The 23191-nt window shown below is 68.5% G+C and carries 23 protein-coding genes; 18 read left to right on the forward strand and 5 right to left on the reverse strand.

Annotated features, from left to right (window positions below; translation table 11 throughout):
* Nucleotides 1-885: DUF4139 domain-containing protein (locus tag QHF85_RS06210; RefSeq protein ID WP_281326133.1), on the reverse strand; the 885-nt coding region annotated here is incomplete at its 3' end.
* 233 nt (nt 886-1118) lie between these two features.
* Between QHF85_RS06210 and QHF85_RS06215 the strand changes: the two genes are divergently transcribed.
* The 8 genes from QHF85_RS06215 (at nt 1119) to QHF85_RS06250 (ending at nt 10323) form a co-directional block, all read left to right on the forward strand.
* A complete protein-coding gene (locus QHF85_RS06215) occupies nt 1119-1565 on the forward strand; it encodes a Fur family transcriptional regulator (RefSeq protein WP_281326134.1) in 447 nt (148 codons plus the stop codon).
* Nucleotides 1566-1723: 158 nt separating this feature from the next.
* Nucleotides 1724-2029, forward strand: coding sequence for a hypothetical protein (locus tag QHF85_RS06220; RefSeq protein ID WP_281326135.1), 306 nt, complete (start codon nt 1724-1726; stop codon nt 2027-2029).
* A 461-nt stretch (nt 2030-2490) separates the two neighbouring features.
* Nucleotides 2491-3126 (forward strand): hypothetical protein, encoded by a 636-nt coding sequence (locus QHF85_RS06225; RefSeq protein WP_281326136.1) that lies wholly within the window; start codon nt 2491-2493, stop codon nt 3124-3126.
* A 105-nt stretch (nt 3127-3231) separates the two neighbouring features.
* Nucleotides 3232-4395 (forward strand): AAA family ATPase, encoded by a 1164-nt coding sequence (locus QHF85_RS06230; protein WP_281326137.1) that lies wholly within the window; start codon nt 3232-3234, stop codon nt 4393-4395.
* Entirely contained in the window at nt 4392-4892 is a 501-nt protein-coding gene (locus QHF85_RS06235) for a hypothetical protein (RefSeq protein ID WP_281326138.1), read from the forward strand. Before QHF85_RS06230 ends, QHF85_RS06235 begins: the two co-directional genes overlap by 4 nt.
* Before the next feature lie 241 nt (nt 4893-5133).
* Nucleotides 5134-5709 carry a DUF2760 domain-containing protein gene (locus QHF85_RS06240; RefSeq protein ID WP_281326139.1) on the forward strand — a complete coding sequence of 192 codons (576 nt, stop codon included), beginning with the start codon at nt 5134-5136 and terminating at the stop codon, nt 5707-5709.
* Nucleotides 5706-7553 carry an Hsp70 family protein gene (locus QHF85_RS06245; protein WP_281326140.1) on the forward strand — a complete coding sequence of 616 codons (1848 nt, stop codon included), beginning with the start codon at nt 5706-5708 and terminating at the stop codon, nt 7551-7553. The genes QHF85_RS06240 and QHF85_RS06245 overlap by 4 nt, the downstream gene beginning before the upstream one ends.
* A 10-nt stretch (nt 7554-7563) precedes the next feature.
* Nucleotides 7564-10323, forward strand: a complete 2760-nt coding sequence (locus QHF85_RS06250; RefSeq protein WP_281326141.1) for a hsp70 family protein — start codon at nt 7564-7566, stop codon at nt 10321-10323.
* Nucleotides 10324-10326: 3 nt separating this feature from the next.
* Here the strand turns inward: QHF85_RS06250 and QHF85_RS06255 are convergent, their stop codons facing one another.
* On the reverse strand, nt 10327-11325 hold the full coding sequence (locus QHF85_RS06255) for an RNA ligase (ATP) (RefSeq protein ID WP_281326142.1): 999 nt from the start codon (nt 11323-11325) through the stop codon (nt 10327-10329).
* 189 nt (nt 11326-11514) lie between these two features.
* Here QHF85_RS06255 and QHF85_RS06260 point away from each other — a divergent pair, with 189 nt between their 5' ends.
* A complete protein-coding gene (locus QHF85_RS06260) occupies nt 11515-13509 on the forward strand; it encodes a hypothetical protein (RefSeq protein ID WP_281326143.1) in 1995 nt (664 codons plus the stop codon).
* 22 nt (nt 13510-13531) lie between these two features.
* Here the strand turns inward: QHF85_RS06260 and QHF85_RS06265 are convergent, their stop codons facing one another.
* The gene (locus QHF85_RS06265; protein ID WP_281326144.1) at nt 13532-14068 is read right to left on the reverse strand and encodes a pyridoxamine 5'-phosphate oxidase family protein; all 537 of its coding nucleotides are present in this window, start codon (nt 14066-14068) and stop codon (nt 13532-13534) included.
* A gap of 142 nt (nt 14069-14210) precedes the next feature.
* Here QHF85_RS06265 and QHF85_RS06270 point away from each other — a divergent pair, with 142 nt between their 5' ends.
* Both QHF85_RS06270 and QHF85_RS06275 read left to right on the forward strand, forming a co-directional pair.
* Complete coding sequence (locus QHF85_RS06270) at nt 14211-15053, forward strand: nuclear transport factor 2 family protein (RefSeq protein WP_281326145.1); 843 nt, start codon at nt 14211-14213, stop codon at nt 15051-15053.
* A gap of 72 nt (nt 15054-15125) precedes the next feature.
* Nucleotides 15126-15686, forward strand: a complete 561-nt coding sequence (locus QHF85_RS06275; RefSeq protein WP_281326146.1) for a hypothetical protein — start codon at nt 15126-15128, stop codon at nt 15684-15686.
* An 18-nt stretch (nt 15687-15704) separates the two neighbouring features.
* On the opposite strand, the gene QHF85_RS06280 is transcribed toward QHF85_RS06275, so the two are convergent.
* A complete protein-coding gene (locus QHF85_RS06280) occupies nt 15705-16688 on the reverse strand; it encodes a nitronate monooxygenase family protein (protein ID WP_281326147.1) in 984 nt (327 codons plus the stop codon).
* A 177-nt stretch (nt 16689-16865) separates the two neighbouring features.
* Here QHF85_RS06280 and QHF85_RS06285 point away from each other — a divergent pair, with 177 nt between their 5' ends.
* Genes QHF85_RS06285 through QHF85_RS06315 form a run of 7 tightly spaced genes read left to right on the forward strand, consistent with a single transcriptional unit; the run spans nt 16866 to nt 22418 of the window.
* Nucleotides 16866-17432, forward strand: coding sequence for an OmpA family protein (locus QHF85_RS06285; RefSeq protein ID WP_281326148.1), 567 nt, complete (start codon nt 16866-16868; stop codon nt 17430-17432).
* 9 nt (nt 17433-17441) lie between these two features.
* A complete protein-coding gene (locus QHF85_RS06290; RefSeq protein WP_281326149.1) occupies nt 17442-18122 on the forward strand; it encodes a MotA/TolQ/ExbB proton channel family protein in 681 nt (226 codons plus the stop codon).
* A gap of 1 nt (nt 18123) precedes the next feature.
* Nucleotides 18124-18564: a biopolymer transporter ExbD gene (locus tag QHF85_RS06295; RefSeq protein ID WP_271928148.1), complete on the forward strand. Its 441-nt coding sequence runs from the start codon at nt 18124-18126 to the stop codon at nt 18562-18564.
* Nucleotides 18561-19394 carry a TonB C-terminal domain-containing protein gene (locus QHF85_RS06300; protein ID WP_281326150.1) on the forward strand — a complete coding sequence of 278 codons (834 nt, stop codon included), beginning with the start codon at nt 18561-18563 and terminating at the stop codon, nt 19392-19394. The genes QHF85_RS06295 and QHF85_RS06300 overlap by 4 nt, the downstream gene beginning before the upstream one ends.
* Entirely contained in the window at nt 19385-20722 is a 1338-nt protein-coding gene (locus QHF85_RS06305; protein WP_281326151.1) for a tolB protein, read from the forward strand. The genes QHF85_RS06300 and QHF85_RS06305 overlap by 10 nt, the downstream gene beginning before the upstream one ends.
* 11 nt (nt 20723-20733) lie before the next feature.
* Complete coding sequence (locus QHF85_RS06310) at nt 20734-21549, forward strand: DUF455 family protein (protein ID WP_281326152.1); 816 nt, start codon at nt 20734-20736, stop codon at nt 21547-21549.
* Nucleotides 21522-22418 carry a hypothetical protein gene (locus QHF85_RS06315; RefSeq protein ID WP_281326153.1) on the forward strand — a complete coding sequence of 299 codons (897 nt, stop codon included), beginning with the start codon at nt 21522-21524 and terminating at the stop codon, nt 22416-22418. Before QHF85_RS06310 ends, QHF85_RS06315 begins: the two co-directional genes overlap by 28 nt.
* 7 nt (nt 22419-22425) lie before the next feature.
* Here QHF85_RS06315 and QHF85_RS06320 read toward each other — a convergent pair whose 3' ends face one another.
* Nucleotides 22426-23130: a thioredoxin family protein gene (locus QHF85_RS06320; protein WP_281326154.1), complete on the reverse strand. Its 705-nt coding sequence runs from the start codon at nt 23128-23130 to the stop codon at nt 22426-22428.
* Between the last annotated feature and the right edge of the window lie 61 nt (nt 23131-23191).

Here is a 23191-nt window from a genome sequence, read left to right on the forward strand (position 1 = left end):
CGGCGCCGTGGCCGTCGGCGCCGCGCGCCCGCGGCCGCCGCCGCCGCCGCCGAGGCCCCCGAGCCCGCTCGTGGGGCCCCCGTTGCCCTTCTTGTCGAACGATTGGGTCCTGGCGACTTCCGAGCGCTCCTCCGCCATGTCACGCGTCGTCGTCGCGTCCGCGAGCCGCGCGTCGTCGAGCTCCGCGACCACGCGTTTGCCCCCGCCGGGCCTCCCTCCCGGCAGCGCCGGCACCCCTTCGTACGTCGATCCGCCCATGGGCGGCGCCTGCGCGAAGAGATCGTTGGTCTGCAAAGTTTCTCGCTGGACCATGCGGACCGAGCGCAGATCGAAGCGGAACGAGAGCGCCGAGCTCGACCCGACGCCGAGCTTCACCTTGTTCCAGTCCTCGCCCGAGGTGTTGTCCACGATGGCCCACGCCTCGACCTTCATCTTGCCGTCCTTGCCGACGGAGACGCGGTAGCTCGGCTTCCACGACGGGGCCTCGGTCACGTACGAGAGGAGGAGCTTGTGCGGCCTCGGCCCCTGGAGCTGGATCTCCATGTTGACGAGGGGCGCGCCGCCGTACTGCTGCTGGTTCTGGATGTTCTGCTGGTTGTTCTCTTGCCCGACGAACGCCGAGCCGGAGGTCGGGTACGCGACGGGCGCGGGTTTGCCCGTCTTCGCGTCGATGACCGTGAGTGACTTCAAGAAATCGTCGATCTTGTCCCCCGGCACGCTGAGCCGGAGCGAGTCACCGTCGATCTCGGCGTAGCGCTCGAAGTAAGCGATGCCGTTGCGGTAGACGACGACGCGGCCGAGCGTGGTGTCGCTCTTGACGAAGCTCGTGGTCTTGGCGCATCCAGCGAGCCAGAGCAGCGCGATCGGAGCCAGAATCTTTCTCATCGGGAAGACCTCTACGTGCGAGCCAGCAGGAGGCGCGGCGCGCCGAAGGCCCTTCGACGAACGACCCGCCCCAACGATCTGAGGATGGTAAACCGAGTCCTCTTGCTTCCAGACAGAAAGAACGACGACGGGGCCATCTCCTTACACACGGTGGACATCTGCAACAGCATCCCCGTTGCGACTTCTCCTCGGTCCCCATTGCGACCCGCCCGTGGCCGGAGTAGGGAACAGGCATGGCGCGCTCGACGGACCCTCCCAGCATCGACGAGCTACGGTCGCTCGTCCGGAACAAGGGCCTGCGCGCGACGGCCCCCCGCCTGGCCGTGCTCCGCCGGCTGCTCGCGCAGAAGACGCCGGTGAGCCACGGCGACCTGTGCGCCGAGCTCGCGCCGGAGGGCTGGGACCGCGCGACGATCTACCGAAACCTGATCGACCTGACGGAGGTGGGTCTGGTGCGACGCACCGACGTGGGCGACCACGTCTGGCGTTTCGAGCTGCTGCGGGAAGGGGGCGAGCACGACGGCGGGACGCACCCGCACTTCGTCTGCAACAGCTGCGGCGAGGTGGCGTGCCTGCCCGACGAGATCGTCGAGGTGAAGCCGGCGCGTGGCATCCCGCGGGCCCTGCGCAAGAAGGGGCTGGAGATTCAGTTCCGCGGGACGTGTGATCGGTGCGCGTGAGGGGCGGTCGGAAGCGGAAGGGGTGAGGGCGGAGCAGGCGCGTATTTGGCGCCGGTGAGGGGCGTGCAGGGATTGCTGCAACGACAGCGCCACTGCTTGCAGCGCGGACTCCGGCTCGTACAGCTTCTACAGTTGTCCGGACAAGGGAGATGAGGAGCGTGAACGGACATCGAGCCACGCTCCTCATCCTATGGCTCCTCGCGCTGCTCGCCGGCTGCGAGGAGCGACCGGACAAGCCGGCGGTGAACAGGAACGACGCGGGGCGTGTCGTCGTGCGCGAGGAGTGCCACGCCCCGACCAACAGTTGCTACCAGGGCTGCTTCGAACGAGGCGAGGAGCTTTATTGCCCTGCCTGCTGCTTCGACAATTTGATCTTCTGCAACGAGGGCAACCCGTACGACTTCGAGCGGTGCAAGACCGCCGAGTCGAACCCGACGCCGACACGACCCCCGTCCAAGAAGTGAACGCGGCCCCCTCCAGAAGCGCCCACAGCTGCACGCCATCCCCCACGCCCCTCACGAAGCCGACCGCGTGAAACCGACGCGCCCGCGCTTCGGACGCCCGTGCCGTCCGCTCACCGCCTCCGCGCGTTCTCTTCCCACGCGTCGAGGAAAGACAGCTACATCACACGCCGACCCTCCTACGGGTTTGCGTTTCGCTCCTACAGGTTTGCGTTTCGCTCCTGCGGGTTTGCGTTTTGCTCCTCGCGCGTCAGCGGTTTTCTCCCGCGGACGAGCGTTTCGCTCCCGCGCCGCCGCGTTTCGCTCGTACGCGCCCCGCCGCGCTCCCTGCACGTCCGCCCCGGCCTCGGGGGCGTCTCCGCGCCCATCGTGTACAGCCGTACGGTTCTACGCCACGGCTTACGCCTCTTCTGATACCGTCCACACCGAACCAGCGTACGCCGCTCGGTCGGGAGGATGTGTTGATGGGTGCGATCGACTACAAGCGTTTCTACCGGATTCTCACGCGATGCCAGGAGCTCGGCACGGACACGGGTGCGCGACCGGTGGTGGCGCGGGTGTATGCGGACGTGTTGAAGGGGTCGGTGGAGGCGTTTCTCACCGCGCACAAGTCCGTCGTCACCGGGGAGAGCGCGGCGGGCAAGGAGGGGGCGGAGGCGAATGCCGCGCTCGTGTCGATCGACCAACCTTATCGCGAGGCGCGCGCCGTCGCATTGGCCTACGTGCCCACGTTGACGGTGCCCGATACCCTCAAGCGGCAGCCGACCGACACCGACAAGGTAACTGCGCTCGAGGATCTGCTCGACGCGGTCGACGATCACCTGGGATCCCCGTGGGCCGACGAGATCGTGAACGGCGATTTCGGCCAGCGCGCACCCCAGGTGATCAAAGAAATTCGCGAATCGGTCGAGGCCAACACGGCGCTCGCCAATGCAAAACACGCGCGCGCGACGGCGTACGGGCCCGCCTACGAGAAGTACATCTCGTTCAAGCGTGTCGTGCGCGAGGTGCACGGGCCATCGTCGAAGGAATACAAGCGAATCCACCTGCGCGCGGCGAGCGGGGTGGAGGAGGGCGGAGACGAGGGCACGGAGGGGTGAGGGGACGGGCGGGGTGGGGCCTTCCAAGCGGAACGGCGCCCGCCCCGCGTCCCGTGGGATCGTTGACCGATCCGCGGACATGTGGTTGCCTGCGCACAGGCGACCATGAAGCGGCTGCAAGTCCGGGGCTTCGGCCCGATCAAGGAAGGTGATGTCGAGTTCGGGGATCTCACGGTCCTCGTCGGGCCGCAGGCCACCGGCAAGAGCCTGTTCGTGCAGCTCTACAAGGCCGTCGAGGATGCAGCGGCGATTACCAACGAACTACTCAAATACGGATTTGAGTGGTTCACCGGGCACGATCCAGCCCGTGACTATTGCTCCCTCTACTTCGGTGGCGGCCTGGAGGACGTGATTCAGAAGGACACTGCCGTCATTCGCGACCGTCGACGTGTCGACTTCAACAAGGTCGCCGCCCCGGATTCAATCGACGATGACGACGAGACGGTGTCGTTGATTCCGGCGCAACGCGTCCTCGTGCTCCAGGATGGGTGGCCCAAGCCGTTCATGGCTTATGCCAGCGGCGATCCGTATGCAATCAGGAACTTTAGTGAAACGCTCAGGCGGTTCATGGAACAGGTCCTAGGCCACCAAGGTGCTCTCTTCCCTCATCCGACGAGGCTGGAAGCCGGGCTCCATTCCGTGGTGGACGCGTCCATATATGTCGGATCGACGCTCGAGTTGGAAAGGGAGGGAATGCGCAAGCGCGTCATGTTGAAGCCTCCTGGAAGCGGAGCCGCGTTGCCCTACAGCGCATGGTCCGCGGGACAGCGAGAATTTACGCCACTCCTACTCGGGCTCTATAGACTCATGCCGTCGTCAAACGCACGCAGGACCTTTGTCCATACCGTCATCATCGAAGAGCCCGAAATGGGTCTTCATCCGCAGGCCATCATCAGCTTCGGCCTGCTCGTGCTCGACCTCTTGGCACGCGGTTATCGAGTCATCCTCTCGACGCACTCTCCCGTCATCCTGGATCTCGTGTGGGCCCTGCGCGAGCTCTCCAGCGTGAAATCCAAGGTCGGCGTCGAGGCGCTTTGCCGCGTATTCAGCATTGCTAGCCCGACGAAGCCCCTGAAGGCCGTCCTGACCTCCGCCCTGCAAAAGGATTATCGCACCTACTATTTCCACCGCACCGACACCGGCGTGATCACGGAAGACATCTCCACCTTGGACCCTGGCTCCGACGACCCGGCCGTCGCCGGTTGGGGCGGGCTCAGCGGCTTCTCGGGACGCATCGCGCAGATCGTCGGCGAGGCCGTGTCGCGATGACGGCGGGCAAGACGAAACCCCGGCCGCCAAAAGAGACATTCCGCGACGCCGTGAACCCGTGCAAGCCCCTGCTGCACCGCGAGGGGCTCCAGGCCATCAAGAGAGGCGAAGGCAAGGGGCAGATCTCCGGAGAGCACGCCAGCAAGATCCTCGGCAGCGTGGACATCGACGGCGACTGCCGGGCGACGCATCCGGAGTCGAACCGCTGGGACTACGTCGTCGGGTACGAGCGCTCGGGCCAAGCCATCGCCCACTTCATCGAGGTTCACTCCGCCGAGACGAGCGAGGTCTCGGTCGTCGAGAAGAAGCTCGATTGGCTCGAAACCTTCCTCCAGCACGACGCGGCGCGAAAACTCGCAGCACTCCCGCGCGAGCTCCACTGGGTCGCCTCCGGCCGCATCAACATCCCCCAGCACACCCCCCAGTACAAAAAGCTCCAGACCACCCTGCGCAAGCGCGGGCTCTCCTTCGCAGGCAAGACCCTCCTCCTCACCTGAGCCCGTCCCCCACCCTGCATCGAGGCGCGCGGGAGGCGTGTCACGCGTGGGGGTGGGGGGTCCTGTTGTTTGAGGGGTCGCTCTGCGACCCCGAGTTCGGGGGGACCACCCCCGCGCGTGACACGCCTCCCGCGCGCCGGTCGTCCCGTCCGAAGCTCACCTCCCCCGGCTCCCCCAGCCCCGGCAAAAACCCGCTCGCCGGAAACTCCCACCTTCGCGCGGCACGCGTTACCCTTCCAACGTGTCCGAAGAAGTCCCGCTCCCTCTCGCCACGCGGCTCTGGTTTGCCTGGGCCTGCCTGGTTCGGATCCTGTTCGACGGCCAATTCGCGGCTCGCGTGTTCAAGGCCGCCGCGCCGGCCCTCCCAGCGCCCGCGCCCGAGCCGGCCAAGCTGCCCGAAAAGGCCAAGAAACCTGCGCCTGAAAAGCCCGCGGAGCCCGACCTCTCGCCGGCCCTGTCGCTCCTCGCGCTCCTCCAGCGGGAGGGCAGGCTCGTCGACTTCCTGGAGCAGGACATCGCCACCTTCCCCGACGCCGAGATTGGCGCCGCCGTCCGCGTCGTTCACGAGGGATGCCGCAAGGCGCTCCACGACCACCTCACGATCGTCCCTGTGAGGAGCGAGGACGAGGGGCAAAAGGTGACGCTGGAGGCGGGCTTCTCTCCGGCCGAGGTGAAGCTCACGGGCAACGTGCAGGGCAAACCTCCTTATCGAGGGACGATGCAGCATCGGGGCTGGAGGGTCGCGAAGATTCACCTGCCCACGCCCACAGAGGGCCACGACCCGAAGATCCTCGCGCCCGCGGAGGTGGAGCTGTGACCGCTCGTTTCGTCGTTGGTATCGATCTCGGCACCACCCATTCCGCCCTCGCATACGCCGAGAGCGCCGAAGAAAAGCCGCGCGCCGAGGTCCTGCCCATTCTTCAGCTCGTCGCCCGCGGCACGCTGGAAGAGCGCACGCTCTTGCCTTCGTTTTATTACGCCGCGCACGAGAGCGAGGGCGCGCAGGGTTTGCCCTGGGACGCCGATCGCTCGTTCGTCGTGGGTGAATATGCCCGCACGCGCGGCATCGACGCGCCGATCCGGCTCGTGTCGAGCGCGAAGAGCTGGCTCTCGCATGCGGGCGTGGACCGGCGCTCGGCGCTCCTGCCGCTCGGCGCGCCCGAGGACGTCGAGAAGATCTCGCCCGTCGAGGCCTCGTGGCGATACCTGGAGCACCTCGCCGAGGCGTGGCAGCATCGGCAAGGAAAGGAGCAATCGCTCTCGGCGCAGGAGATCGTGCTCACGGTGCCGGCCTCGTTCGACGCGTCGGCGCGGGATCTCACGGTCGAGGCCGCGGGGCTCGCCGGGTTCGAGGACCTCACGCTCCTCGAAGAGCCGCAGGCCGCGCTGTATGCCTGGATCGACGCCGCGGGCGAGGATTGGCGCAAATACATCCACCCGGGCGACGTGATCCTCGTCGTCGACGTCGGCGGCGGCACGACCGACTTTTCGGCCATCGCCGCGACCGAGGTGAATGGCTCGCTCTCGCTCGAGCGCGTGGCCGTGGGCGATCACATTTTGCTCGGCGGCGACAACATGGACCTCGCGCTCGCGCACGTGGCGCGGCAGAAGTTCGTCGCCGAGGGCAAGGAGCTCGATCGATGGCAAATGATCGCGCTCACGCACGCGGCGCGCGTGGCCAAGGAGCGGCTCCTGTCGGACGCCTCGATCGAGAGCTTGCCCGTCGTCGTCCCGAGCCGCGGCGCGAAGCTGCTCGGCGCGTCCTTGCGCACCGACCTCTTGCAATCCGAGGTCGCGAAGATCCTCGTCGACGGGTTTTTCCCGGTCGTCACAGCGAGCGCCCGCCCCGCGCAACGCGCCCGCGGCGGCCTCACGCAGCTCGGCTTGCCTTATGCGCAGGACGCGGGCGTCACGCGCCACCTCGCGGCGTTCCTGGGCCGCCACGCGCGCGCGCTCGATCGGATCGAAGGGTTTCCGCGGCGCGAGGGCCGCGCGCTCCTGCACCCCACGGTGCTGCTCTTCAATGGCGGCGTCATGAAAGGCAAGGTCCTCGCCGATCGGATCGTCTCGACGCTCAATGCTTGGCTCGAAGCGGACGGCGGCGCGCCGGTGCGCGTCTTGCCCTCGGCCGACCTCGACCTCGCCGTCGCGCGCGGCGCGGCCACGTACGGGCTCGTGCGCAAGGGCCGTGGCCTGCGCATTCGCGGCGGCACGGCGCGAGCGTATTACGTGGGCATCGAGAGCGCGGTGCCGGCCGTGCCCGGCCTCGAACCGCCGATCACCGCGTTATGCGTCGCTCCGTTCGGCATGGAGGAGGGCACGGAGGCGGCCTTGCCGCCGCAGGAGCTCGGCGTCGTGGTCGGCGAGCCCGTGCGATTCCGGTTCTTCGGCTCGTCGGTTCGTCGGGACGACCCGGCCGGCGTCGAGCTCGAATCGTGGGGCGAAGGCGAGCTCGACGAGCTCGCGCCCATGGAAGTGACCTTGCCGGCGGACGGGCGCCGCGAGGGCGACGTCGTGCCCGTGCGGCTGCGGTCGAGCATCACCGAGGTCGGGACCTTGCTCGTCGAGGCCGTGCCAATCGAGCCGCAAAAGCCGGGCGAAAAGTGGAAGGTCGAGCTTGGCGTACGCGCGCACGGCGGCGAGGTCGCCGTGGAAGGCTAGAGGTTTTTGCATGAGCGCGCGGCGCATCGTCGGGATCGATCTCGGCACGACGCATACCGTGGTCGCGTGGGCCGATCCGGCGAGCCATCGGCCGCCCGAGGTCTTTCCGATCCCCCAGCTCGTGAGCGCCGGTGAGATCGAGCCCCAGCCGCTCTTTCCGTCGTTTCTTTACGCGCCGATTGCGGGCGAGGCATTGCCCGATCCGTTCGGCGAAGCGCCGTGGGTGCTCGGCGTGCACGCGCGGCGCCGCGGGGGCGAGGTCGCGGGCAGGCTCGTCGCCTCCTCGAAGAGCTGGCTCGCGCACGCGGGCGTCGATCGCACCGCGCCCATTTTGCCCTGGGGCGCGGGCGAGGACGAAGGCGACCTGCCGCGTATCTCGCCCGTCGACGCGGCTGCGCGATTGCTTTTGCACATCAAGCGCGCGTGGAACGAGGCGTTCCTCGCGTATCCGCTCGAAGAGCAGGACGTCGTTTTGACCGTGCCGGCCTCGTTCGACGAGGACGCGCGCGAGCTCACGGTCGAGGCCGCGCGGCGCGCCGGGTTCGAGGTGCGCCTGCTCGAGGAGCCGCAGGCGGCCTTTTACGATTACATGGCCCGCGCGGGAGAGGGCGAGCTCGCGGCGCTTTGCAAGCGGAGCGGCGGCGAGGCGCTCGTCCTCGTCTGCGATGTCGGCGGCGGGACCACTGATCTCTCCTTGATCAGGGTTCGTCCGGGGGAACAACGCGGATCCACCGAGGTCGAGCGCGTCGCCGTGGGAAAACACCTTCTGCTCGGCGGCGACAACATGGATCTCGCGCTCGCGCATCTCTGCGAAAGCCGTCTTGTCGAGGCCCCCGACCGATTGCCGCCCGCGCGCTTCGGCCAGCTCGTGCTCGCTTGCCGTGCTGCGAAAGAGCGGCTCCTCGGCGAGGATCCGCCGAGCGACGTCGCGGTCACCGTGCTTGGAAAGGGCGCGCGCCTCATTGGCTCTGCGCTCTCCACGCGCCTTTCCCGCGAGGAGGCCGAGCGCGTCGTGCTCGACGGCTTCTTGCCGCCCGCCTCCCTCGCCGATCGCCCGCGCCGCGGCGGCAGCGCGCTCGTCGCGTTCGGCCTCCCTTACGAGCGCGACGTCGCCATCACGCGCCACGTCGCCCATTTCTTCGCCCGCCACGCGCCCGGCGCGCCCGCGCCTCATGCCTTGCTCCTGAACGGCGGGGTCTTTCGCGCCAAACGTATCGTGGAGCGGCTCGCCGACGCGATCGGGGCGTGGGGCGCGGTTCGCCCGGAGATCCTGCCGCACCCGGATCCCGATCTCGCCGTGGCGCGTGGCGCTGTCGTGTATGGCTTGTCCCTCCTCGGCCGGGGCGTGCGGATCGGGGGCGGCTCCGCGCGCGGGTATTACCTCGGTCTGTCGGCGGGGCCCTCCGGGCAGCGGCAGGCCGTCTGCGTGGTGCCGCGCGGCGCGCACGAGGGCATCCGCTACGACGTGCCCGGACGAACGTTTTCGCTCACGGTGGGCCGCCCGGTGCGATTTCCGCTTTATGCCTCGGACGAGGCGCTCGACCTGCCCGGGTCCGTCGTCACGCCGGACGTCGAGCGGTTCTCCGCATTGCCGCCTGTTTCCTCGGCCTTCGAGCCGGGCGCGCGTCCCGGCGAGGTGACCGTCTCGGTCGCGGGCGAGCTCAGCGCGATCGGCACGCTGGAGCTCGCGTGTCTCGAAGTGGGCGCCGAGGCCGGTCGTCGCTTTCGTTTGACCTGGGATCTACGCGAGACGAGCCCCGACACCGCGGTCGAGACCGAGGGCGGTGTTTCCTCGGGGAAATCGGTGCGGCCGGGCGTGGTGGCCGGGGGCAAGCGGCTGGAGGACGCACGCGAGGCGATTTTCCGTGTGTATGGCAAAGGGCGCGCGGACGTCACGCCGCGCGAGGTGAAGGACCTCGTGCGAGAGCTCGAAAGGATCCTCGGCGAGCGGCCCACGTGGACGGCGGAGACGAACCGCGCGCTCTTCGATGCGCTCTGGCCGGGGCACAAGGGCCGGCGGCGCTCGGCCGATCACGAGCGGGTGTTCTGGCAACTCGCGGGGTACACGCTCCGACCGGGGTTTGGCCACGCGCTCGACGAGGAGCGCGCGGCGAACCTCTTTTCGTTGTTCCACGAGCGCGTGGTGTTCGCGCAGGAGGCGCGCACGTGGCAGCATTTCTGGATCGCCTGGCGGCGCATCGCGGGCGGGCTCGAAGAGGTGGCGCAGGTGGCGATCCGCGACCTCGTCGATCCGTTCCTCGCGCCGTCGGAAAAACGATTGAAGAAGCCCAAAGGCATTCGCGCCGAGCCCGACGCGGACGTCGTGGACCTCGCCTCGTCCCTGGAGCGCGTGCCGCCGCCGCGGCGGACCGAGCTCGGCGGGTTTTTGCTCGAACGGACCTGGACCGATCGTGACCCGCGGATCTGGGCGGCCATTGGGCGCATCGGCGCGCGCGTGCCCGCGTATGCGAGCGCGCACCACGTGATCGCGCCGAATGTCGCCGAGCGCTGGCTCGATCACCTCTTGCGCGAGAAATGGGCCGAGATGCCCACGGCGCCACGGGCGGCGATGGACATGGCGCGGCTCACGGGCGACCGCGCGCGTGACGTGTCGGAGCGCGTGCGGCGCGACGTCGAGCGGAGGCTCGTCGCCTCGGGCGCGCGCGAAGAATGGGTGCGGGCCGTGCGCGAGGTCGTCGCGGTGGAAGAGGCGGACCGAGCGGCGTTTTATGGCGAGGGGTTGCCCGTGGGGATCCGCCTCGTCTCTTGACGCTCAATCCTCGTCCTTCAGCAAGAAATCATTGTTGATGACCTTGAACGAGAGCCGGCCGCCGAGCGTCGCGGAGCGCGACTCGACGAGGGGGCGCACCACGATGCCCTCCTTGCGGTTTTTCGTCCCCGCATAAAGGCCCCGCGCCGCCTCGAGCCACCGATCGAGCGTGTGCTCGAAATGTGTAGCCTCGTCGCCCCGGATCTCGCGCTCGATCGGCACCGTGCGCAGGCCGTACTCCTTGCAGAACGCGAGGAACTCCGCGAAATCGAGGTGACGGCCCGCGCGCGCGTCGTACACGCCGAACATGAAGACGTCGACCTCGGAGAGCCCGAGCCGGTTTTTTTGAATGCCGGGGCCGCAGAGCTCGCCCTGCACCGCGATGCCCGGGGGCAAACGTCGCGCGAGATCGTACCGCTCGGCCACCCGCCAGATCGCATTCGGGCCGGGCGCGAGGGCCCAGTTGCGCGAGCACGCGAAAAACTCGCCGTCGGGCGCGCGGAAGAACGTGCCCGACGAGCCGTCGAGCTTCGTCGAGACGTAAAACTCCTGGCCCCGGATCTCGTCGAGCACCGCGAGCGCCGATTGCAGGCGGATCTCGTCCGTCTTCGGCACGAGCGCCGGAAAGGCGCCGGAGACCTCGCGCGCGTCCGGCAGGATGGCCTCGTATTTGGTGACGCCGAGCCGATCGCGCACGTCCGTCCCGACCTCGGGGATGTCGCCGTCGAGGATGGTGGTCGGCAAAGCGAGGCCCTGCGAGAGCACGCCGCGAAGCTTGACGGTCCGCACGCGAAAGCCGCGTGACCGCATGAACTCCGCCCACGGCGCGCTCGAAGGGAGCACGCTGTCGATTTCGAAGAACACGCAGCGGTCGCCGGGGCGAAACTCCCCTTTCTTGACGACCACGGTCCAGCCCATCACCCGGGCCTGTTCGATTTGATCCGCGCCTTCGATGGGCGCGAGGCTCTCCACCACCTGAATCGATACGAGCTTGCGTTCCACGACGTCCTCCGGGCGCCGCGCGCAGGTGTCCGCCCAAGCTCGAATCCGAGCCTGTGGACCGCCGCGAGCGGCGCGATGTGGCGGACGAAAAGGAGGCCGAAGGAGCCCGTACGGCCCGCCAGGGTCCACGACTAGCGGATTCACCATGGCGCGTCAAGCGAGAACGTGATTGCATTCCGCTTCGGATCCATGGGCGCGCCCAATCACTACCGCTCCTCCGGTGCCGAGCCGCGTTTCGTCCGCGTCCTCGATTTCGACCGGCTCCCGGATGTCGTGCGGGAACGGCTCGTCCGTGCGCTCGCAGATGGTGGCTTGCCCGCGCCGCTCTTGTGCGCCGAGGAGGACGTGGCAGGCGCGATCCCGGGCTCGCGGCGCTTCTGGCTCGGTGTGGGGATCTCCGCTGCGTTCGTTTGGCTCGTGCTCTGGTTCATGCACTTTGGTGACCTCGACGGCCGCTTCGCCGTGCAGCCGCGCGCGTTCGTGCTCGGCCACGTCCTCGCGGCATCGCTGCTCGCGCTCGCCGTGATCGTGCACGTCTCCTTCCGGCGATCGAAGGACGAGGGCGCGCCGTTCCCGCCGGGCCGCTATCTCTTCCCGCTCGATCTCGTCGAGGTCCGCGGGCGAATTCTCACGGTCACGTCGCTCGCGACGCTGCGACGCGTCGAGGGGCGCGCGGGCGGAAAACGCGGCGAGGTGATCCTCGTCTTCGGCGACGGCGAAGCGGCGCCGCTCGGCGTCACCGAGGACGCGACGGAGCTCGCGCGCGAGGCCCAGGCGGCGATCGACGAGGCCACGCGTCTGGTTTTACCGGACGACCAGCCCGCGATCGAACGAATCGATCCCTTTTTCGAATTGCGCATCGCCGACGACTGGTCGAGCGCAGAGCCGGCCGCGAAGGAATCGGGCCGCCGGGTCCCCGCATTTCGATGGCTCGTCCTCGCGTCTGCCGCCGTGGGCGCCCTTTTCGGCTCCGCCTTGTGGTCTGTGCGCAATCGCATGAGCGACGCGGCCCTGTTCGAGCAGGTCCTCGACGCAGCCGAGAACGGCTCGGACGACACGTTTGCCAAGAAGAGAATGCTGTACGACGACGTCGGCATGCGCCCGCGGGATGCGCTCGACGACGTCGCGTTCGAGCGGGCGAAGAAGCGCGTGGAGTCGCTCGCGGAGTATCTGTCGACGTTCCCCGAGGGCAAACACGCGGCCGAGGCGGACGATCTGCTCTTCGACATGGTGCAGACGCGGAATTACGTCCCGAGCTACGGCATGTACCTCGCCGACACGCGGGGCAGGAGGCACGTGGACGAGGTCGACGACGCGATGTTCGCGGCGGCGAAGCGGCAACGGACCCTGTTCGCGTATCGGCAATACCTCGAGAACCACGGGAAGAAACACGAGCAGGAGGTGCGCTCGAAGCTCTTGCCCGAGGCCGAGCTCGCGGAGGCCACCCAGAGGCAGGACGTGCCGGAGCTCCAAGCGATCGGGCGTCGTTATGGCGACAAGTGGGCCGAGGCGGTGCGCGAGGCGATTCACCGCGTCTATGCCGGTCGGCTCGGTCAGCTCCTTCTGCGAAGCGGGCAGAGTGGCAAGGACGCTCGTGCCATCTTCAATCCCTTGCTCACCAGGCTGGATACGACGGAAAATCCCCAGGTGGTCCTCGACGTCGATTTCGTCCTGCCGAACGCGTTCCTGGAAGCGGAAATGGGCTTGGCGCACAAGCACGGCGACCTCTACCACCCCGTGAACTCGTCCTTCTGGAAGTTCGAGAAGGACGTCGAAGAGCGGGTCTCCAATTCGATCGTCACGCGCGCGAGGGACACGTTCGGTGGGGCCATTCAGTTCCACAACCCGACGGAGAAGGCGGCACCGGAGACGCCTCGGCTCGTGGTCTCGATGACGCTCGTTTCGGGCGAAGATCCGTTCGTATCCAAGGAAGACAAACTCGTCTTCAACGATGTCCGGATCCGGCTGGAGATGCACGCGGCGATCCCAGGGGCGGGCACGACGCCCTCGTTCGTCACGACGACCCGGCGTTCCACGGATTTCCTTGCCGATGATTACGATGCGTCGACGAAGAGGATGCACTTCGCCCTCGGCATTCCGGACAAGCAGCTTGGGGACGTGTATCCGACCCTCCTTCGCAAGGCCTCGGAGGAGCTCGGCGAGCTCCTCACCCCGGTCCTTTGAGGAAAGCTGGCAACCGGGCGAATCAAGCCGCGCGCGGCTGCTCCTCCGCGTGCCGGAGCTCGATCCGGCCGTGCCTGGCAGGGAATCCCGGGGCGCCCGTCACGGCCGAGCGCACGCGGCTCACGATCGCGGAAAACAGGCCCGCGGAGGGATCCCAGTATTCCGCCCGATCGACCTCGACCCGCAAAAGGGCGATGTCCGGCTCGTCGAGCCCACGCGGGAACCAGAGGCGCAGCATCGGGCTCCAGAGCTTTTGCATCTTCTCCCGGTCGCGGACGACCCGCGCCATGCCCGTGAGGGAGACGTATCGATCGTCATCCGGATCGGAGTATGCGATGTTCACGTGGTGGTCGGCGTTGATCTCGCGCACCTTCTCGGTCTCGCAGGACGTGAAGAACCAGAGCGCGCCGTCCTCGTCGAGCGCCTCGCAGGTGGCCATCGGGCGGCTGTGCAAGGTGCCGTCATGCGTGGTCGTGGTCATCATCGCCACGCGGATGCCCTTCACGAGCCGCCTCAGCTTTCGCATCGCCGCCGCGTGACCATTGCCGTCTTTCGCCATGCGCGTCCTCCCCTCCAGCGAGACGCATAAGGCCAGGACGGGCGCCGCGCGAGCCCCCTGCGCAGCCGAGGAGCCCGGCCGTGTGCGGACTGCGCGTTTTCTCGCTGCCCCTGTCCGGCCGGTTTCGTGTTATACGCGGCGCATGGAATGGAGCCGAGACGATGTGCTCGCGGTCGTGAAGCGCTCACCCGACCGCGTCGCCGCGCACGACAAGGAAGGCTGGGTCGGGCTCTTCGCGCACGGCGCGGTCGTCGAGGACCCGGTGGGCGGCCCGCCCGCGCGCAAGGGCGCCGATCCGCTCGACGGTGACGACGAGCTCGGGCGCTTTTACGACGTCTACATCGGCCCGAACGACGTGCGTTTCGAGGTGCTCGCGGACGTGGTGCAAGGGCTGACGGTGGTGCGCGACGTGAACATCGCGACGCGCACGCCGAACGACGCGCGCGTCGAGCTGCCCGCGTATCTGATTTACGAGCTCGTCGAGCTCGACGGCGCGCTGCGCGTGAAGCGCATGCGGGCATTCTGGGAGCTGCGCCGCGTCACCGCGGACGCGCTGAAGGGCGGGCCGAAGAGCCTGATCGCGATGACGGGGCTCACCGCGCGCATGCTGCGCATCCAGGGTTTTTCCAATGTGTCGACGTACCTCGAAGGCCTCTGGCGGGGCATGTTCGAGCGCGGCCATGCGGCGGCGGAGGAGCTCGCCCGCGCGATCGGGGAGCGGGATCTCGCAGCGATGCGGGGGCTCTTTCCGGACGACGCGCCGCGAATCGAGCTCGATCCGGGCGAGCGCCATTCGCCGCGGGGCCTGCTCGACGCGCTCGGCCCGGGCGCCTCGCTCGAGGTCGAGGCGCCGATCTCCGCGGGGTTCTTCACGGCGTTCCGCTGCACGGTCACGGCCCACGGCGCGCCCCGGAGCGGCGTCGGGCTGCTCGAATTCGATCCGCGCACGAGGTTCTGCACCTCGGCGCGGCTTTATCTCGGATGAGCGAGGAGTGGAAACCGCGGGCCGCCGCCCCTATCGTCTTCTCGGCCGGCGCTCGCTGGCCGGGAGAGCACGATGACCACGACCACGTTCGAGTCGCTGCACGACGTCGCTGAAACCCCGCTGTTCCCGCGTGACCGCCCGCTCCCGCCCACGCTGACCGTGCGCGCGGCGCGCGACGCGTACCTCGCGGAGAACGGGTTCACGACGGCCGAATATACGGCCGAGACGTTCTCGCTGATGTTCTTCGGCGGGCGGTTCAAGGTGTCGCTCCCGAACCCGCCGCCGCGGCGCTGGGCGGTCGCGCTGCACGATCTGCATCACGTGGCGACGGGGTACGGCGCCGATTTCATCGGCGAGGGCGAGATCGGGCTCTGGGAGCTCATGGGCGGCTGCGAGACGTGGATCGTGTATCTCTTGAACGCGTCGGCCGCGATGCTGGGATTCGTGCTCTCGCCGAGCCGCATGCTCCAAGCGTACGAGGGCGCCAAACCGGCGAGGGCGCTCTACCGGCAGGGCGTGAAGCTCGACGATCTGCTCGACATGCCGCTCGGCGATCTGCGCGAGCGGCTCGGGATCCCGCGCGAGGGCCTCGCGAAGGGCGAGCGCGCGGCCTGCGCGAAGCCGCGCGCCTGAACGATTGGCAGGACAGACCTATCCGCGGAAGGCGCTCGTTCGGGAGGTGATGTCGTCGTACGCGGCGTCGTACTCGGCGCGCATGCGGCGGATGAGCGTCTCCACGCGCGGGGCGTCCGTGATGCTGCCGACGCCCTGGCCCGCGCTCCAGATGTCGCGCCACGCCTTCGCGGCCATGTTGCCGCCGGAGTTGAAGTTCATCGTGGATTTGTCCGCCGAGGGGAGGTTGTCCGCGTCGAACCCGGCCGCCGCGACGGAGGGCTTCAGGTAATTGCCGTGGACGCCCGTGAAGAGGGACGAATACACGATGTCCTTCGCCGTGGTGTCGATGAGCATTTGCTTGTAGTCGGGCATCGCGTTCGCTTCTTCGGTGGCGATGAAGCGCGTGCCGACGTACGCGAGGTCGGCGCCGATCGATTGCGCGGTGAGGACGTCGCGGCCCGTGGAGATCGCGCCGGCGAGGCAAACCGTGCCCTGATAGAACTTGCGGACCTCGGCGACGAGCGCGAAGGGCGAGAGCATGCCGGCGTGGCCGCCCGCGCCGGCGCAGACGAGGATGAGGCCGTCGACGCCCTCCTCCAGCGCCTTTTCGGCGTGCCGGACGTTGATGACGTCGTGGAGCACGATGCCGCCGTACGAATGCACGGCCTTCACCACCTCGGCCGGCGGGCGCAGGCTCGTGATGATGATGGGCACCTCGTGCCGGACGCAGACCTCCATGTCGTGTTCGAGCCGGTCATTCGACCGATGCGCGATCTGATTGACGGCGAACGGCGCCACGCGCGCGCCGGGGTTTTGCGCGCGGTATTCTTCGAGCTCGGTCTTGATTCGCGTGATCCAGACGTCGAGCTGTTCCTTCGGGCGCGCGTTGAGCGCCGGGAAGGACCCGACCACGCCTGCCTTGCACTGGGCAATGACGAGCTCGGGGCCCGAGACGATGAACATGGGCGCGCCGATCACGGGGAGCGTGAGGCGGCCTTCGAGGCTCTTGGGAATCGGCATGGTCGGGGTCCTCCGGGGGAGCCCCGAAGTCGTAGGCCCTTTGCGCGCCTCACGTCAAGAGGGCTGCGATCATGGCCTGTATACCAAGTGCTCGGGTTTCGCCAAATTTGTGCCCGAACACGGGCGACGTGGTAAGCGCGACTCGATGGACGCCGGGGGCGTCCCGCCGGAGGAATCATGTCGCGTCTCACGGTCATCACCCTCCTCAGCACCACGCTCGCTGCGCTCTCGATCGGTTGTGGTTCGGATCCCGTCGCCGCGCCGAGCACGGCCGCCGCGGTCGCCACGCCGAACCCCGCGGCCGCGGCGGCGCCGCAGGTCGCGAGCACGCAAGCCGCGTCCGTGAAGAAGGACAGGGCCACGCCCACCGCCGGTTCGGTGCACATCGAGGATCGCATCGTGAAGGCGTGCGGCGACATCCCGCGCGCGCGCTTCGCGTTCGACTCGACCGAGATCGAGCCGGAGGCGACGAAGGCGCTCGATGCGCTCGCTCGTTGCTTCACGACGGGCCCGCTCGCCGGCAAGGGAATGAAGCTCGTGGGCCACGCCGATCCGCGCGGCGAGACCGAATACAACTTCGGCCTCGGCCAGAAGCGCGCCGGGACCGTGGCGGACTTCCTGGGCAAGAAGGGGCTCGAAAAGTCGCGCGTGGAGACGTCGTCGCGCGGGGAAATCGAGGCGATCGGGGTCGACGAGGAAGGCTGGGCCCAGGATCGCAAGGTCGACGTGTATCTCGCCGACTGAGGAAATACCATGATCGATACGCCGATCGAATCTGCCGCGGCGCCGATCCGTCTGGATCCGGTCTCGCTCATCCTGCATTCGTCCGGGCCCGTGTTCGTCGTGGTCTGGCTGCTCGTGGCCGCGGCGGTCATGGTCTGGATCATCGCGCTCCTGAAGGCGCTGCAGCTCGGCCGGCTGAGCCGGGCGGAGCGGCGCTTCGAGCAGGAGGCGAAGCACGCATTGTCGGCCGACGCGCTGTTCGCCGCCGCGAGCCGGTATGCAGACGCGCCGGGCGCCGTGGTCGTGCTCGAGCTCGGGAAACGCGCGGGGAGCCCGAAATTGCTCGATTCCGTGGCGAAGCGCGCGCTCGTCGATCAGGAGCAGCGGGCCGGGTCGCTGATGTCGTCGCTCTCCACGATCGCCGCCGCCGCGCCGTTCGTCGGGCTGTTTGGCACGGTGTACGGGATCATGGATGCGTTCTTGCGGATCGGGCAGGCGAAGAGCGCGAGCTTGCCCGTCGTGGCGCCGGCGATCGGCGAGGCGCTGATCGCGACGGCGATCGGGCTCGCGGCGGCCATTCCGGCGGTCGTGGCGTACAACGCGCTGAACAAGCGGATCGACGCGCTTTTGTCGGCGATCGAGGCGGCGAGCGATGGCTGGGTGGCGCTCGTCTCCGAGGTGCCGGCGACGCTGCCGAAGCAGGGCTCCTGAAATGGGCATGTCGACCGGCGGATCGAGGCGGGGCAGGGGAAAAGGGTTCGGCGATATCAACGTCACGCCGCTCGTCGACGTGATGCTGGTCCTGCTCGTGGTGTTCATGGTGACGGCGCCGCTGCTCGCGTCGGGCCTGCGGGTCGAATTGCCGCAGGTCGAGGCGACGGAGGCGCCCGTCAAGGACACGAAGCTCGTCGTGACGGTGACCAAGGAGGAAAAAATCCTCTTTGGTGAGGACGACGTGACGACGAGCGTGGAAGACGTGCTCGCGACGAACCCGCGGGTGCAAAAAGAAAAAGAGCTCTACATCCGCGCGGACAAGGACGCGCGGTATGCCGCGGTGGCGCGCGTGGTCGCGGCGGCGCGCTCGGCGGGCGTTCTGGGGCTGAATTTGCTGGTCGAGCCGGAGCCGGACGAGGCGCGGGAGGCGGTCCGGTGAGCACGGACGCGGCGTCGTCCACGAAGAGCGATTTTCGGGTGCACGAAATCGTGCTCGCCGTGATCTGCGCCGTGGGGTTGCAGGGCGGGGCGCTTTTGCTGCTGCGCGCGGCGGACCTCGAGAGGCCGGCGCAGGCGCCGGAGATCGACAAGGGGCCGAGCGTGCCCGTGAAGGTGGTGCCCGTGCTCGATCTCGACGCGGCGCCGGCCTTGAAGCTCGGCGGCAAACGAGATCCGGCGAAGCTGCCGGATCGGTGGCTGAAGCCTCGCGCGAAGCGCCGCGTCGAGGAAAAAGCGTTTGTCTCGACGAAGGCGGAGAAGACCGAGGAGGCCATTCCGCCGAAGGAAATCGAGGTGGCCGAGGCGAAGACGCCGGTGCCGCCGCCCGAGGCCGAAGTCGCGAAGTCGGTCGAGACGCCGATCGAGGAGCCCGCGAAGGTCGAGCCCCCGCCGAACGTGGACGAAAAAGGCCACGAGGACGGCGTGAAGGGCGGGACGGAGATGGATCCGCTGAAGGCGCGGGCCGTGGACATCTACCGGGAGAAGATCCGGGGCTGGTTCAGCCGCAGGTTCCGCGTCTCGGGGTCGGGTTTGTCGCCCGACGACATCACGAAGTTTCGTGTCGCCGCGACGGTGACGCTGTCGGGTGGTCGATCCGTCGCGAGCTTTTCGATCGTTTCGAGCGGTCAGGCCGCGTTCGACGCCGCGGCGCGCGCCGCGCTGGAGGGCGCCAAGGGCGAGGAATTGCCGCCGCCGCCCGAGAATTACCCGGACATCGTCCAGAGCCAGATTTCGCTCACCTTCACCTGCACGCCGGAGCGATGCGATTGAAGAAGTTCCTTTTGGCCTTCGCCGCCCTCTCGTCCCTCTCGGTCGTCGCGTCCCAGGGCACGCGCGCGGAGGAGCCCGCGCCCGCGGATGTGCCGCCGTCGCCGGAGGATCTGCTCGGCAATATCGTGGTGGTCGCGGGGGCGACGCGGCCCTTGCCGCGGATCGCGGTCCTGCCCTCGTCGAGCTGGGACGAGGAGGACGTGATCATGCGGAGCGTGGCGCGGCGTGATCTCGAGCTTTCGGGCGAATTCGAGGTGCTCACGGACGACGACGCGCCGGAGGAGGCGTGGGGCGCGGAGTCGCTCGATGTCTCGATCTGGGCGAAAAAGAAGGTCGAGGCGCTCGTGGAGGCGCGCGCGCGGCCCGTGCCGGGGCAGGGCAAGGTGGAGCTCAGGGCCCGGGTGTATTTCGTGCGTCACGGGGCGGCGGCCGTCTTCGACAAACGGTTTTTGATTCCGGCGTCGGATCTGCGCGAAGAGGCGCACCGGATCTCGGATCTCGTGATCGGGGCGTTGACGGGGCAAAATGGCGGGTTCGCCAGCCGGATGACGTTCGTCGCGGGGGTGGGCAAGCTCAGGCGCGTGTTCACGGTCGACGCAGATGGGCACGATCCGAAGCCGGTCTCGCCGACGGAGGAGATCGCGATGGCGCCGGCGTTCGGCAAAGGCGACGAGCTTTTCTGGGCGTCGAGCGCGCAGAATGGAGAATACAGGATCCGGACGGCGAGCGGGCGGGCGGTGGAGCTGCCCGTCAAGGGCTCGGTGTACGGGCTCGCGTTCTCGCGCGACAGGTCGCGCGTTGCCGTGTCGATCGCGGACGGGGGCACGATCAAGATGTTCGTGGGCCCGGATTTCGCGAGCCTCTCGCCCGCGAGCGAGGTGGGCATGGCCCTCCGGCCGACGTTCACCCCGAGCGGCAAGCTCGCCTATTCCGGCGAGGGGCGGTTCGGGCAACGAATCTACGTGGAAGACAAACCCATCTCGCCGGATGGGCTGTTCGCGTCGGCGCCGACGTTCTGCAATCACCCGGACGGGGTGCGGGCGGTCTTCGCGGTGGGGGTCGGCAAAGACACGGACCTCGTGTCGACGGACGAGCGCGGGCGAGGAATGGTGCGGCTGACGCAGGGGCAAGGGCGCAATGGATATCCGGCGTGCAGCCCCGACGGGAGGCTCGTGGCCTTTTTCTCGACGCGGACGTCGGGCGAAGGGCCGGGGCTTTACGTGATGCGGCTCGACGGCGGTCGGCCCAAGCGGATCTCGACACTCGTCGGAGATTCGTTACGATGGGATCCGCTGCCGCCCGGGCGCGGGGTGGAGCTTTCCAACTGACGAGCACGGTCGTGATCACCATCCCGATACCGCCGGAAGGGACGGCGGAGCGCTGGGCGTACGATTACGTGACGAGCGAGGAGCTCGCGCACAAGCTCGCCCCGCCGCCCGTGCCCGCGGGATGGGAAGAAGACGCGCCCGCGCGGCGGATCGAGCGGCCGGGGAGGCCGAGCTCGCTCGAGATTGCGAAACGGGCGCACAAGTCGCCGGGGCCGGACGCGATCCGGGATCCGGCGCGACGGGCGCAGCTCGTGCACACGTTCCTGCATCACGAATTGCAGGCCGCCGAGCTGATGGCCTGGGCGCTGCTCGCGTTTCCCGAGGCGCCAAGGGCGTTCAAGAAGGGGCTTCTCCGTATTGCCGGGGACGAGATCCGGCACATGGCGATGTACGCGCAGTACATGGAGGGGCTCGGTCACGCATTCGGGGCGTTTCCGGTGCGGGATTGGTTCTGGGAGCGGGTGCCACGGTCGAAGTCGCCGGCGCATTTCGCGGCCGTGATGGGGATGGGGCTCGAAGGGGGCAACCTCGACCACACGGCGCGGTTCGCAGGGCGATTTCGCGCGATCGGGGACGAGGAGGGGGCGCGCATTCAGGAGATCGTCTGCGCCGAGGAGGTGCCGCATGTGCGGTTCGGCGTGCGGTGGTTCCGGCGGTTTACCGAAGGGCTCGATTTCGAGGCATGGCGTGCGCATTTGCCGGAGCCGCTTTCGCCGATGGTGATGCGAGGGACGCCATTGAATCGAGAGGATCGGATCCGGGCGGGTTTCCCGGAGCAATTTTTGCAGGAACTCGACAAATGGGCCCCCGAACCGCGTGGCTCCTGAACCTCGGCGCGGAGGTCGAGCTCGAAGACGCGCGAAGGACGCTCGGGGCTGAAGCACGGGCGCGGCTGCCGGAGCTCGCGGGGCGGCTCGGGGCATTGGTGCGTCCGGACGATCTCGTGCTGTTTGGCGCGCCAGACGAGGCGCGGCGCGCGGAAGGGGCCGTGGGAAGGGCGTGGCTCCCGACGCCGCGGGCGCTCGTGGCGCTCGCGCAGGCAGGGGCGCGCGTGCCCGCGGCGCCTTCGTACGAGGTGCTGCGTCAGGTGAACGATCGGCGATTCTCGCTCGGGCTCGGGGCGACGCTGGCCGGGCAACGCATCGTGACGACGCTCGAGGAGGTGCGCGAGGCGCTCGCGGCGCCGTCGCCGGGGGGAAACTGGCTTTTGCGCAGGCCGCACGGATTCGCGGGGCGTGGGCGGCGGCGGGCGCGGGAGGACGAGGTGCTCGGCGCGGCGCGGGCCTGGATTGAAGCGTCGCTCCGCTCGTTCGGCGCGCTCGTGGTGGAGCCGTGGGTCGATCGCGTGGCCGATTTCGGGTGGCACGGGTTCGTGTCGCGCGAGGGGCGTCTCACGCGCGGCGAGCCGACGTGGCAGGAGACGGCGCCGGACGGGACGTGGCTGTCGACGCGGCCCGCGAAGCCCGGGGACATCGGCCGGGAGGAGACGGAGCTGTTCGCGCAGGCGGTGGAGCAAGCTGGCGCGGCGCTCGCGGCGGCGGGTTATTTCGGGCCGTTTGGGCTCGACGCGTTCCGCTTTCGGGACGGGAAGGGGAGCCTCGGGTTCAATCCGCGCTGCGAGATCAACGCGCGGTATTCGATGGGGTGGGGGATCGGAATGGGGGAGCGCCGTCCGGATCTGGAGCCGGAGGAGTAGGCGCCATTTACATCGGCCGCGCGAGCTTGCGCAGAGCGGCATCCATGCCGCCGAGCAGCGACGCCGGGTCGCTCTCGTCGTAGAAATGCTGGAACTTGGGGCGCGGCGCGTGGACGTCGGCCATGTGCGCGCCGTCCGGGGCGAGGAAGAACGTGCGCGGGACGTAGGAGCCGTCAGGGGCGTACCGGTCGCCAATCGCGGACTCGTCGTCGGGGTTCACGCGAATCATCACGAAATCCTTGGCGCGCGCCACGATGCGCGGATCCTGGAAGACGTTCGCGTAATTGCGGCAATGCGGGCACCAGGACGTGTAGAAGACGAGACAAACCGGCTTGTTCTCGGTCTTGGCCTTCGCCATGCCGGCCTCGTAGCCCTGCCACGCGATCTGCGCGTCGTTCCAGTTCTCGCCATTCGCCGATTTTCCGGGCGCGGGCGGCGGGGTGGGGGCAGGCGCGGTCGTGACGGCGGGAGGCGTGGTCGTGGCGGCGGGGGCGGGCTCGGGGCTCACGGCGGCCGTCGGATCTTCCGCCTTGAAGGAGCCGTAGAGCAGGACGCCGAGCATCGCGACGGCGCCGATCGCCGCGGCGAGGCTGCCCCACGAGCCCTTCGCGGGTGCCTCCTTGCCCTTTTTACGACCCCGGCCCCCGCGTTTCCCTTGATCCTTCGTCACCTGGAAGGTGTAGCCCCGAAAGGCGCGGAGGTCCACACACATCGCGAAGGCGCCGCGAGGGCGAGCGCGTCATTTCGCTCGCCCCCGCGGCCAGATCACGCGC

It is taken from the genome of Polyangium sp. 6x1 (assembly GCF_029946515.1).
In the GTDB taxonomy this organism is placed as follows: Bacteria; Myxococcota_A; Polyangia; order Polyangiales; family Polyangiaceae; genus Polyangium.